The 11,681-nt window shown below is 71.4% G+C and carries 12 protein-coding genes; 6 read left to right on the top strand and 6 right to left on the bottom strand.

The features are described 5' to 3' along the window. Window positions 1–100: 100 nt before the first annotated feature. Window positions 101–589 carry an inorganic diphosphatase gene (locus PYR72_RS21315; protein WP_275456784.1) on the bottom strand — a complete coding sequence of 163 codons (489 nt, stop codon included), beginning with the start codon at window positions 587–589 and terminating at the stop codon, window positions 101–103. 79 nt (window positions 590–668) lie between these two features. Between PYR72_RS21315 and dacB the strand changes: the two genes are divergently transcribed. The 6 genes from dacB (at window position 669) to folE (ending at window position 8,612) form a co-directional block, all read left to right on the top strand. Continuing rightward, window positions 669–2,318 (top strand): D-alanyl-D-alanine carboxypeptidase/D-alanyl-D-alanine-endopeptidase, encoded by a 1,650-nt coding sequence (gene dacB / locus PYR72_RS21310; protein WP_275456783.1) that lies wholly within the window; start codon window positions 669–671, stop codon window positions 2,316–2,318. 151 nt (window positions 2,319–2,469) lie between these two features. Beyond that, complete coding sequence (locus tag PYR72_RS21305) at window positions 2,470–3,594, top strand: zinc-dependent metalloprotease (RefSeq protein WP_275456782.1); 1,125 nt, start codon at window positions 2,470–2,472, stop codon at window positions 3,592–3,594. Between the two features lie 191 nt (window positions 3,595–3,785). Next, window positions 3,786–4,952 carry a tRNA lysidine(34) synthetase TilS gene (gene tilS, locus PYR72_RS21300; RefSeq protein WP_275456781.1) on the top strand — a complete coding sequence of 389 codons (1,167 nt, stop codon included), beginning with the start codon at window positions 3,786–3,788 and terminating at the stop codon, window positions 4,950–4,952. Window positions 4,953–5,047: 95 nt separating this feature from the next. After that, on the top strand, window positions 5,048–5,608 hold the full coding sequence (hpt, locus tag PYR72_RS21295) for a hypoxanthine phosphoribosyltransferase (RefSeq protein ID WP_013001681.1): 561 nt from the start codon (window positions 5,048–5,050) through the stop codon (window positions 5,606–5,608). A 189-nt stretch (window positions 5,609–5,797) separates the two neighbouring features. Then, window positions 5,798–7,813, top strand: coding sequence for an ATP-dependent zinc metalloprotease FtsH (gene ftsH / locus PYR72_RS21290; RefSeq protein WP_275460476.1), 2,016 nt, complete (start codon window positions 5,798–5,800; stop codon window positions 7,811–7,813). Between the two features lie 193 nt (window positions 7,814–8,006). Then, on the top strand, window positions 8,007–8,612 hold the full coding sequence (gene folE, locus PYR72_RS21285) for a GTP cyclohydrolase I FolE (protein WP_013001679.1): 606 nt from the start codon (window positions 8,007–8,009) through the stop codon (window positions 8,610–8,612). A gap of 28 nt (window positions 8,613–8,640) precedes the next feature. On the opposite strand, the gene PYR72_RS21280 is transcribed toward folE, so the two are convergent. The 5 genes from PYR72_RS21280 to folP all read right to left on the bottom strand — a co-directional run bounded on the left by PYR72_RS21280 (window position 8,641) and on the right by folP (window position 11,676). Beyond that, window positions 8,641–9,126, bottom strand: a complete 486-nt coding sequence (locus PYR72_RS21280; protein WP_013001678.1) for a DUF3180 domain-containing protein — start codon at window positions 9,124–9,126, stop codon at window positions 8,641–8,643. A gap of 65 nt (window positions 9,127–9,191) precedes the next feature. Then, window positions 9,192–9,803, bottom strand: coding sequence for a 2-amino-4-hydroxy-6-hydroxymethyldihydropteridine diphosphokinase (gene folK, locus PYR72_RS21275; protein WP_275456780.1), 612 nt, complete (start codon window positions 9,801–9,803; stop codon window positions 9,192–9,194). Next, window positions 9,800–10,159 carry a dihydroneopterin aldolase gene (gene folB, locus PYR72_RS21270; protein ID WP_275456779.1) on the bottom strand — a complete coding sequence of 120 codons (360 nt, stop codon included), beginning with the start codon at window positions 10,157–10,159 and terminating at the stop codon, window positions 9,800–9,802. The genes folK and folB overlap by 4 nt, the downstream gene beginning before the upstream one ends. A gap of 150 nt (window positions 10,160–10,309) precedes the next feature. Beyond that, window positions 10,310–10,813, bottom strand: a complete 504-nt coding sequence (locus PYR72_RS21265; RefSeq protein ID WP_275456778.1) for a nuclear transport factor 2 family protein — start codon at window positions 10,811–10,813, stop codon at window positions 10,310–10,312. Then, entirely contained in the window at window positions 10,810–11,676 is an 867-nt protein-coding gene (gene folP / locus PYR72_RS21260) for a dihydropteroate synthase (protein WP_275456777.1), read from the bottom strand. Before folP ends, PYR72_RS21265 begins: the two co-directional genes overlap by 4 nt. Window positions 11,677–11,681 lie beyond the last annotated feature (5 nt).

Below are 11,681 nucleotides of genomic sequence, written 5' to 3'. Positions count from 1 at the left end.
CAGTATGCGCACCGGCACACACCGGCACACGAACGGGCCGCGCGCCCCTCCAGGGGTCACGCGGCCCGTTCGTGTGATCAGCCGACGAGTACGGCCAGGGTCAGTGACCCTGCTCCTTGAAGCGCAGGTACGACTTCTCGACCTCGGCCTCGGCCTCGGCGCGGCCGACCCAGTCGGCGCCCTCGACGGACTTGCCGGGCTCCAGGTCCTTGTAGACCTCGAAGAAGTGCTGGATCTCCAGGCGGTCGAACTCCGAGACGTGGTGGATGTCACGCAGGTGCTCCACACGCGGGTCGGTCGCCGGGACGCACAGCAGCTTGTCGTCGCCGCCGGCCTCGTCCGTCATCCGGAACATGCCGATGGCGCGGCACTTGATGAGGCAGCCCGGGAAGGTCGGCTCGTCCAGGATGACCAGCGCGTCCAGCGGGTCGCCGTCCTCGCCGAGGGTGTTCTCGACGAAGCCGTAGTCGGTCGGGTAGGCGGTCGAGGTGAAGAGTCGACGGTCCAGGCGGATCCGACCGGTCTCGTGGTCCACCTCGTACTTGTTCCGCGAACCCTTCGGAATCTCGATCGTGACGTCGAACTCCACCGGTGGCTCCTCCATGATCAACACATAGTTCTGGTGGTTAAGTGTCCCTCACGCAGGTGGGTGATCGCGAAAGGGGCTGGTGGTCGTGCGGGAGCCGAAGGTCTGGCGGGCCGCGAGACCGCATGTGGCGCGGGTCGCGCACAGCGTGAAACCGGGGATCGCGCGCGTCACGCGCGCCGTACGGCCCGGTGCCGCGCGCGTCGCACGGGTGGTGAAACCCGGCGTCGAACGCGTCACGAGCGCCGTCACGGCACGCTCTTCGCAGCTCGCGGGGAGCACGAAGAAGCTCACGACCCTCCAGTTCACCGCCGGCGCGGCCACCCTGGGGCTGGTGCTCTCGGCCGGGGCGGTGACCGCCGCCGGACCCTGGGACTCCTCCGGTCAGCGTACGGCCGAGCGCGACTGGGCCGCATCGGGGGCCCGTCAGGGTGGCGCAGATCACGGACGCGGCTCGGGGAGGTCGTCCGGCACGGCGGGGGCGCCCAAGCCCGCGCCGAGCGCCCCCGCCGTGCTGGCCGGTGTGGACGGCGCCTCCGGCGCGAACTCCCTGCCCGCGGCCGGCGCCCTGGCCGCCGCCCTCGACCCGTTCCTGAAGGCGCCCGTCCTGGGCCCCCGCCGCGCGGCCGCCGTGGTCGACGTCAGGACCGGCGAACGGCTGTACGCCCAGAACGCGGACGACGCCCTGACCCCCGCCTCCACGACCAAGATCGCCACGGCCGTCGCGGCCCTCACCGCGGTCGGCCCCGACCACCGCATCGAGACCCGCGTGGTCCTGGCCCCCGGCTCCGCCGAGGCCGTCCTCGTCGGCGGCGGCGATCCCACCCTCACCGCCCACAAGGACACGGGCGGCTACGCGAGCCTGCGTGCGCTCGCCGACGAGACGGCCGCCGCCCTGCGGAAGCGTCACCTCAAGAAGATCACCCTCACCTACGACATCTCCCTCTACGAGGGCCCCGCGCAGCACACCATCGGCCCGAACGGCAATCTCGCCCTGGTCGTCCCGCTCATGGCCGACGAGGCCCGCCTCAACGACTCGACCAGCGGCAGCGCGGACCGCGACCCGGACCCGGCGGCGGCCGCGACCGCCACGTTCGCGGACCTGCTGGAGGAACGGGGCATCAGAACGCGGACCGAGGGGTCCGCCCGGGCCCCGAAGGGCGCCGCGGAACTCGCCGCGGTCTCCTCACCGCCCCTGACGACCCTGGTAGAGCGCATGCTCACCCACAGCGACAACGACATCGCCGAGGCCCTCGCCCGCCAGGTCGCGCTCGCGACGGACGGGAAGCCCAGCTTCGACGGCGGCGCGGCGGCCATCAAGGGCGAGCTGAAGAAGCTCGAACTGCCCCTCGCGCGGGTCGCGTTCGCGGACGGCAGCGGCCTGAGCCGGGGCAACCGGCTCACCCCGGACCTCCTCACCGCCCTCCTGTCCAGGTCCGCGGACCCCGCCCACCCCGAACTCCGGTCCGTCCTCACCGGCCTGCCCGTCGCCGGCTTCACCGGCACCCTGCGGAGCCGCTACCCCGGCGACGCCACCGGAACCGGCGTCGTCCGCGCCAAGACGGGCTCCCTGAGCAACGTGAACACCCTCGCCGGCACGGTCGTCGACGCCGACGGCCGGCTGCTCGCCTTCGCGTTCCTCGCCACGGAGACGGACCTGGCCGACACCGACCTCGCGAAGAAGGCCCTGACCGACGCCACCTCCACCCTCGCGACCTGCGGCTGCCGCTGAGAGGGGAAGGCAGGGGCGTAGCCCCAAGCCTTCAGGGGCGCGGGGAACTGCGCGACCAGCCCCCACCCATCCGCACGTACCCACGACCCCCCCAGGCGCCCCCCACCCCACGGCCTGCCCCCAGCGGCAGCGCTCACGTACGGTTGACGACATGACTCGTATCGGTGGTGCCGAGATGGTCGACTGGAATCTCGCGGTGGCGACCGCGACCCGGCTCGTGCGGCCGGGCCCCGAGGTGAGCCGCGACGAGGCCAGGGCCATCGTCGCCGAGCTCCGCCGGCACGCGAGGGCGTCGGAGGAGCACGTCCGCGCCTTCACGCGGATGCTGCCCGACACCGGCGACGACACCCCCGTGCTCGTCGTGGACCGGCCCGGCTGGGTCCGGGCCAACGTGGCCGGCTTCCGGGAACTGCTGAAACCGCTGCTGGAGAAGATGCAGGAACGTCGCGGCGGCACCCCGGGCGGGGCCGTCCTCGGCGCGGTCGGCGGCAAGGTCACGGGCGTCGAGTTGGGCATGCTCCTGTCGTTCCTGTCCTCCCGGGTCCTCGGCCAGTACGAGACGTTCGCCCCCGCGACCCGCGAACTCCCGGCCGGCGAGAACGGCGGTGGCCGGCTGCTCCTCGTCGCGCCGAACATCGTCCACGTGGAACGCGAACTCGACGTGCGGCCCCACGACTTCCGCCTCTGGGTCTGCCTGCACGAGGAGACCCACCGGACCCAGTTCACGGCGGTCCCCTGGCTGCGGGACCACCTGGAGGGCGAAATCCAGTCGTTCCTGGCCGAGACCGAGGTCGACCCCACGACCTTCCTGGAGCGCATCCGGGAGGCCGCCCAGTCACTCGCGGGTGGCCGACCCGAGGGAGAGGTGGGCGACGACGGTCACTCGATCGTGGAGTTGGTGCAGACCCCCGCGCAGCGCGAGATCCTCGGCCGGCTGACCGCCGTCATGTCCCTCCTGGAGGGCCACGCCGACTTCGTGATGGACGGCGTCGGCCCGGCCGTCGTGCCCTCGGTCGCCGAGATCCGCGAGAAGTTCCAGCAACGGCGCGCCAAGGGCGCCTCCCGCCTGGACCAGGCCCTGCGCAAGCTGCTCGGCCTGGACGCCAAGCTCAGGCAGTACCGGGACGGCGAGCGGTTCGTACGGGCGGTCGTCGAACAGGTCGGCATGGACGGTTTCAACCGCGTGTGGACCTCCCCGAACACCCTGCCGACCAAGGCGGAGATCGCCAAACCGGCGGACTGGGTCGCCCGGGTGCACCGCAAGGCGGAGTCGTGAGCCACGCGTGAGCGGGGTGAAGGAAACGGGCCGACGGCAGGCGAACGCACCTCCAATCACCCGTCCGAGGGACCGTGAGCGAAGGGTAGGCGTGCAATGCTCGGGGAACGGCCCGGTTCTGTCACCATCTACACACGCTGAGTGACCGAACTCGGGCTCACCTCCCGACAACTTCATGAAGGGAACCGGACATGGGTCCCCACCCCGCGGTCGCGGCGATACGCCTGGCGGTCCGCCGCGTACTCCACGACCTCCTCACCGAACTCGACAGCCACGCCACCCCGAACGCGCCCGCCCGCGCGACCCCCGGCGCGCCGTCGGCCACGGGCGCACGACCGGCGTCCGCGCCCCCCGCGGCCGGACCCCCCGCGGTCGTGCCCATCGACGTCAGGCGCGGCGCGTCCGCGCGCCCGGGTGCCCCGCGCCCCGGGACCACCGGGGACGAGCGGCCGCTCGTGCTCGTGGCGTGCTCCGGCGGCGCCGACTCCATGGCCCTCGCCTCCGCCCTCGCGTTCGAGGCGCCCAAGCTGGGCGTCCGCGCCGGCGGCATCACCGTCGACCACGGCCTGCAGCCCGGCTCCGACCTGCGCGCCGAGGAAGTCGTCCTGCGCCTGCGCGAACTGGGTCTGGACCCCGCCGAGTCCGTGGCCGTGACCGTCGGCCGCGACGGCGGCCCCGAGGCCGCCGCCCGGGACGCCCGCTACGCCGCCCTCGACGCCGCGCTGGAACGCCACGGGGCCGCCGCCGTCCTGCTCGGCCACACCCGCGACGACCAGGCCGAGACCGTCCTGCTCGGTCTCGCCCGGGGCTCCGGCATCCGCTCCCTGTCCGGCATGGCCGCGGTCTCGGGGGCCGACGGCCGCTACCGCCGGCCGTTCCTGCAGCTCGACCGGCAGACCGCCCGCAAGGCCTGCATGGTCCAGTCGCTGCCCGTGTGGGACGACCCGCACAACACCGACCCCGCCTACACCCGGTCCAGGCTCCGCCACGAGGGCCTGCCCGCCCTGGAGAAGGCGCTCGGCAAGGGCGTCGTCGAGGCCCTCGCCCGTACGGCCCAGCTGTCCCGGGACGACGCCGACGCCCTCGACACCTGGGCCCGTCAGGCCGAGCCCGGCGTCCGGGACGCCGCGGGCCTGCTGGAGTGCGCGAAGCTCTACGCCCTGCCGCCCGCCGTACGCCGCCGGATCCTGCGCCGGGTCGCGATCGAGGCCGGTGCCCCGGCCGGTTCCCTCTTCGCCCGGCACATCGAGGAGGTCGACCGGCTCATCACCGGATGGCGCGGTCAGGGGGCCATCAATCTCCCCGGCCGGGTCGTCGCCCAGCGCCAGGGTGGCAGACTGGTGATTCGGCAAGGCTGAATCCGGACGCCGAAGGGGCCCTCGTACAGGGCCCCGAACCCCCCGCACGGGGTGCGCGCGTCCGGGAGCGGCCCTGGGACGACCGACCGAAAGTGATGCGGGTGGACGCGAAAGACATGGGTGCCGACCTCAAAGAGGTGCTCATCACCAAGGAAGAGATCGACGCGAAGCTCGTCGAGCTGGCGTCGAAGATCGACGCGGAGTACGCGGGCAAGGACCTGCTGATCGTCGGAGTGCTCAAGGGCGCGGTCATGGTCATGGCGGACCTCGCGCGGGCGCTGTCCACCCCGGTCACCATGGACTGGATGGCCGTGTCCTCCTACGGCGCGGGCACCCAGTCCTCGGGTGTGGTGCGGATCCTCAAGGACCTCGACACCGACATCAAGGGCAAGCACGTCCTGATCGTCGAGGACATCATCGACTCGGGCCTGACCCTGTCCTGGCTGATCTCCAACCTCGGCTCCCGCGAGCCCGAGTCCCTGAAGATCTGCACCCTGCTGCGCAAGCCCGACGCCGCCAAGGTCGCCATCGACGTGGAGTGGGTCGGCTTCGACATCCCCAACGAGTTCGTCGTGGGCTACGGCCTCGACTTCGCCGAGAAGTACCGCAACCTCCCGTTCGTCGGTACGCTCGCGCCCCACGTCTACGGCGGTTGAACCGGCTCCGGCCATTCCCCGTAAGACGCTCGGGAACCCCAGCGGGTTTCGCGCCGTTGGAGCATGCGAGGACGGGATTGCCAGCAGTCCCCTGCGGCTTCGGGTGACAATGCTGGGGTACCGTCCGAAGAACAGTCTTTTATCAAACTCACTATGGCAGGAGGGACGGGGCGGCACCGCTCCGTATGGATGGACGTGAAGCGATACTTCCGTGGGCCAGTCATGTGGATCGTGCTGGCCGTCCTTGCCGTGGTCGTGTTGATGCAGGTCGTCGGCTCGTCCGGCGGCTACAAGACGGTGGACACCGGCCAGGTGGTCCAGGCGATCAATGACAACAAGGTCAAAGAAGCCAAGCTGACCACCGGCGAAGAGCAGCTCATCAAGGTGCAGCTCAAGGACGGTCAGAAGATCGAGGACAGCTCGAAGATCCAGGCGAGCTACATCGGCGACCAGGGCGTCACCCTCGCCAACACCCTGCAGGACAAGTTCCAGAACAAGCAGATCCCCGACGGCTACACGGTCTCCCCGACCAAGCAGAACGCTTTCGTCGGCATCCTGCTGTCCCTGCTCCCCTTCGTCCTGATCGTCGTCGTGTTCCTGTTCCTGATGAACCAGATGCAGGGCGGCGGCTCCCGGGTCATGAACTTCGGGAAGTCCAAGGCCAAGCTCATCACCAAGGACACCCCGAAGACGACGTTCGCGGACGTCGCCGGTGCGGACGAGGCCGTCGAGGAGCTCCACGAGATCAAGGAGTTCCTGCAGGAGCCGGCCAAGTTCCAGGCCGTCGGCGCCAAGATCCCCAAGGGTGTGCTGCTCTACGGCCCGCCCGGTACGGGCAAGACGCTGCTGGCGCGTGCCGTCGCCGGTGAGGCGGGCGTCCCCTTCTACTCGATCTCCGGTTCCGACTTCGTCGAGATGTTCGTCGGTGTCGGTGCCTCCCGGGTCCGTGACCTCTTCGAGCAGGCCAAGGCGAACGCCCCGGCGATCGTCTTCGTCGACGAGATCGACGCGGTCGGCCGCCACCGCGGCGCCGGCCTCGGCGGTGGTCACGACGAGCGCGAGCAGACGCTGAACCAGCTGCTCGTCGAGATGGACGGCTTCGACGTCAAGGGCGGTGTGATCCTCATCGCCGCCACGAACCGCCCGGACATCCTCGACCCGGCGCTGCTGCGCCCGGGCCGCTTCGACCGTCAGATCGCCGTCGACCGCCCGGACATGCAGGGCCGTCTGGAGATCCTCAAGGTCCACCAGAAGGGCAAGCCGGTCGCGCCCGACGTCGACCTCGGCGCCGTCGCCCGCCGCACCCCCGGCATGACGGGTGCCGATCTGTCCAACGTCCTGAACGAGGCCGCGCTCCTGACGGCCCGCAGCGACCAGAAGCTGATCGACAACCACATGCTGGACGAGGCGATCGACCGCGTGATCGCGGGCCCGCAGAAGCGGACCCGGATCATGTCGGACAAGGAGAAGAAGATCACCGCGTACCACGAGGGCGGTCACGCCCTGGTCGCGGCGGCCTCGCCGAACTCCGACCCCGTCCACAAGATCACCATCCTGTCCCGGGGCCGTGCCCTCGGGTACACGATGGTCCTGCCGGACGAGGACAAGTACTCGACCACCCGCAACGAGATGCTCGACCAGCTCGGCTACATGATGGGTGGCCGTGCCGCGGAGGAACTGGTCTTCCACGACCCGACCACCGGTGCGTCGAACGACATCGAGAAGGCCACCAGCCTGGCCCGTGCGATGGTCACCCAGTACGGCATGACCGAGCGTCTCGGTGCCATCAAGTTCGGCGGCGACAACAGCGAGCCGTTCCTCGGACGTGAGATGGCTCACCAGCGCGACTACTCGGAAGAGGTCGCCGCGCTGGTGGACGAAGAGGTCAAGAAGCTCATCGAGAACGCGCACAACGAGGCCTGGGAGATCCTGGTCGAGAACCGCGACGTCCTCGACAACCTGGTGCTCCAGCTGCTGGAGAAGGAGACGCTGGGCAAGGAGCAGATCGCCGAGATCTTCGCCCCCATCGTCAAGCGTCCGCCCCGGCCCGCGTGGACCGGCTCCTCCCGCCGCACCCCCTCCACCCGTCCGCCGGTGCTCTCCCCCCGGGAGCTGGCCCTGACGAACGGCGCGAACGGCGCGACGCTGGCGATCACCACCAAGGCGCCCGTCGACGCGGCTCCGGAGGAGAACGCGGAGAGCTGACCACCACCCGGTGAGAACCGGCCACCGGGAGCCCCGGCTTCCGGCCCGGATTCCTCACCAGGCCCGGAATGGATGCCGTGCCCCCCAGGTTCTAGCCTGGGGGGCACGGCATTTTCGTATAACCGGAACATGGCCGAAAAATGAGAGGCGTGGCCGTGCGCGTCTCAGGCTCGGCCCAGGAGCGAGGCACAGCATGACCGACCCCGTGACGCTGGACGGTGGCGGCGCCATCGGCGAGTTCGACGAGAAGCGCGCCGAGAACGCCGTACGGGAGCTGCTGATCGCGGTCGGCGAGGATCCCGACCGGGAGGGGCTCAAGGAGACGCCGGCGCGGGTGGCGCGGGCGTACCAGGAGATCTTCGCGGGGCTGTGGCAGCAGCCGGAGGACGTGCTGACCACGACCTTCGACCTCGGGCACGACGAGATGGTGCTCGTGAAGGACATCGAGGTGTACAGCACCTGCGAGCATCACCTGGTGCCCTTCCGCGGTGTCGCGCACGTCGGGTACATCCCGTCCACCAGCGGAAAGATCACCGGTCTGTCGAAGCTGGCCCGGCTCGTGGACGTCTACGCCCGGCGGCCGCAGGTGCAGGAGCGGATGACGACGCAGATCGCCGACTCGCTGATGGAGATCCTGGAGCCGCGCGGGGTGATCGTGGTCGTGGAGTGCGAGCACATGTGCATGTCGATGCGGGGCATCCGCAAGCCCGGCGCCAAGACCATCACGTCGGCCGTGCGCGGCCAGCTGCGGGACGCGGCCACCCGTAACGAGGCGATGAGCCTGATCATGGCCCGCTGACCCGCGGGCCCTTCGGGGGCGGGCCGCTCTACGTCGCCCGGGCCGCGCCGCCGCCCGTGTCGTCGTCCTCCGGGAGCTTGCAGACGCGTTCCAGGAAGAAGGCGGCCACTATGACGGCGATGCCCGCGAGGACCGAGAACCCGGCGTAGATGGCCTGGTCGCGACGGGCCGGGACGTCCAGGGACTCCAGGAGGAAGATCCCGACCCCGCCGTACATCCCGGCGACGAGGGCGGCCACGAGGGCGCTGGCCTGACCGAAGACGACCGCGCGGGCGGCCATCAGGGGCTCCACGCCCTTGGCGCCCGGCCGGCGCTCGCGCTGGGCCTTGAGCCGGTTGCGCAGGGACAGCGCGGTGGCCGTCAGGACGGCGGCGATCAGGGCGAGCACGATGGGCGCGGCCAGCGGGACGCTCGGCAGCGTGTCCAGCGAGTTCCACAGCCGGGCCCCGGCCCAGGACAGCACCCCCGCCACGACGAACACCGCGGCCAGCGTCCTGATGCGCAGCTCTTTCACGATGCCCCTTCGACGAGCCCGATGCGGCGGCGTCGGGGATGTCCCGACCCGGTAGACCTTAACGACTACGCGGGCAGGTGGAGTTCCAGGTCGGCGCGGGGCGTCACGCCGTCGTGGGCGACACCGTCGAGCAGCGCGGCGACCGGGCCGCGGCCCGTCAGCAGGGCGTCGGGGTCGACGTCGTGCCAGGGGACGAGGACGAAGGCCCGTTCGTGCGCGCGCGGATGCGGCAGGGTGAGCAGCGGGTCGTCGGAGACGACGTCCGCGTACGCCACGATGTCGACGTCCAGGGTGCGCGGCCCCCAGCGCTCGTCCCGCACCCGGTGGAACGCCTCCTCGACGGCCTGGGCCCGCTCCAGCAGCGAGGAGGGCGGCAGGGTGGTCTTCAGCACGACGACCGCGTTGAAGTACGAGGGCTGGCTGCCCGGCGTCACCCCCCACGGCTCGGTCTCGTACACCGGCGAGACGGCCTTGACGCGGACGCCCGGCGTGTCCTCCAGCGCGTCGATCGCGCCCTGGAGGTTCTCCAGCCGGTTGCCCAGGTTCGAGCCGAGGGAGAGCACCGCCCGGCGGGGGTTGTGCAGGGTCGAGTCGGCCTCGTCCACCTTGCGCACGACGGAGGCGGGCACCGGCTGTACGGTCGGGTCGCTCTGACCCGCGGTGAAGGACGCGGTCATGCTCGGCTCCGGGTGATGGTGACGGTCACGTCGTCGAAGGGGACGGTGATCGGCGCGTTCGGCTTGTGCACGGCGACCTCGACCTCCTGGACCCCCTCGTGCGCGAGGCAGGCCTGGGCGATGCGCTCGGCGAGCGTCTCGATGAGGTTCACCGGCTCGCCCTCCACGAGGGCGACGACCTCCTCCGCCACGATCCCGTAGTGCACGGTCTTCGCCAGGTCGTCGTCGGCGGCGGCGGGCCGGGTGTCCAGGCCGAGCGTGAGGTCCACCACGAAGGTCTGGCCCTCCTCGCGCTCGTGCGGGAACACCCCGTGGTGTCCACGGGCCCTGAGGCCACGCAGCGCGACACGATCCACGCGAATCACTCCTGCAGTCGTCGGGAACGGCCGGTGCCACCCGCCTCGTCCGTGTCGTCCGTACGCGGTCGGCACACCGGCCACCTTCGAATCTACCTGCGAGCGCCGACAACGCTCACGCACGTGGACCCGGGTGGACCGCCTACCCCGTCAGGAGGGTGTGTCCTCGCTCTCGTCCTCATCGGTTTCGGTCAGCACCGGGGAGCCGTGGTGCGACCAGAGCTTCCAGCCGTCGGACGTGCGCCGGAACACGTTCGTGGCCACCACCAGCTGGCCCACGAGCGGCCCCAGCTCGTCACTGCCGTCCGGCGCCGGACCGCCGCTGAGGATGTTCTCGGTGCAGGTGACGAGCGCGGTGTCCCCGGTGACCGACACATGCACGTCGGTGAGGAAGAACTGGATGTACTCCGTGTTCGCCATGATCAGCGCGTACGACCGCAGCACCTCGCCGCGCCCGGTCAGCACCGGCCAGCCCGGGTGCACGCAGGAGATCACGCCCGTCTCGGCGGGGTCGTGGTACTCCTCGTCCACGCCCACGTCGGCCGGGACCAGCCAGAGCGAGGAGAGCGTCTCGAAGTCGCCCTGTTCCATGGCCTCGTAGAAGGCCCGGTTGGCGAGTTCGACCTGTTCGACGTCGGTGTGGGGAGCGCTCACCGCTCCCGGGCCCCTTCGACGGCGCGGGCCACGCGGACCGCGTCGGCGGTGGCGCGGACCTCGTGCACCCGGACCGCCCAGGCGCCCTGCCGGGCGGCCAGGGCCGACACGGCGGCGGTCGCGGCGTCCCGCTCGCGCGCCGGCGGCGGGGCGCCCTCCGGGCCCGCCAGCACCCGGCCGAGGAACCGCTTGCGGGACGCGGCCACCAGCAGGGGGTGACCGAGGCCGAGCAGCCGGTCGAGGTGGGCGAGGAGGGAGAGGTCGTGCTCGGCGTCCTTGGAGAACCCGAGGCCCGGGTCGACGACGACGCGGTCCGCGCGGACACCGCCCTCCAGGACGGCCTCCACGCGCGCGTGCAGCTCCCGCGTCACCTCGGCGACGACGTCCTCGTAGACGCCGCGGACGTTGCCGCCCTCCAGGAAGCCGCGCCAGTGCATCACCACGAAGGGGGCGCCCGCGTCGGCGACCACCGGGATCATCGCGGGGTCGGCGAGGCCGCCGCTGACGTCGTTGACGAGGGCGGCGCCGGCGGCGAGCGCCTGTTCGGCGACGGAGGCGCGCATGGTGTCCACGGAGACGGTCACGCCCTCGGAGGCCAGGCCCCTGACGACCGGGACGACCCTGCGGAGCTCCTCCGCCTCGTCGACCCGGGCCGCGCCGGGGCGGGTCGACTCTCCGCCCACGTCCACCAGGTCCGCGCCCTCCGCGACCAGGTCCAGGCCGTGCTTGACGGCCACCGTGGTGTCGAACCAGCGGCCGCCGTCGGAGAACGAGTCGGGGGTGACGTTGACGACCCCCATGACCGCGCACCGGTCCCACACGGGCATTCCGGCCACCCGGCCGCGCCCGTTCTGCATGCTCATGCGTC

This window comes from Streptomyces sp. VNUA24 (assembly GCF_029167005.1).
GTDB lineage: Bacteria > Actinomycetota > Actinomycetes > Streptomycetales > Streptomycetaceae > Streptomyces > Streptomyces scabiei.
This window is presented reverse-complemented; position numbering and strand designations above follow the sequence as displayed.

What these genes read in the sequence shown, in the direction of transcription:
- PYR72_RS21305 (WP_275456782.1), top strand. Translation starts at nt 2,470, where the DNA reads ATGACTCGTATCGGTGGTGCCGAGATGGTCGACTGGAATCTCGCGGTG.
- tilS (WP_275456781.1), top strand. Translation starts at nt 3,786, where the DNA reads ATGGGTCCCCACCCCGCGGTCGCGGCGATACGCCTGGCGGTCCGCCGC.
- hpt (WP_013001681.1), top strand. Translation starts at nt 5,048, where the DNA reads ATGCGGGTGGACGCGAAAGACATGGGTGCCGACCTCAAAGAGGTGCTC.
- ftsH (WP_275460476.1), top strand. Translation starts at nt 5,798, where the DNA reads ATGGACGTGAAGCGATACTTCCGTGGGCCAGTCATGTGGATCGTGCTG.
- folE (WP_013001679.1), top strand. Translation starts at nt 8,007, where the DNA reads ATGACCGACCCCGTGACGCTGGACGGTGGCGGCGCCATCGGCGAGTTC.
- folK (WP_275456780.1), bottom strand. Translation starts at nt 9,803, where the DNA reads ATGACCGCGTCCTTCACCGCGGGTCAGAGCGACCCGACCGTACAGCCG.
- folP (WP_275456777.1), bottom strand. Translation starts at nt 11,676, where the DNA reads ATGAGCATGCAGAACGGGCGCGGCCGGGTGGCCGGAATGCCCGTGTGG.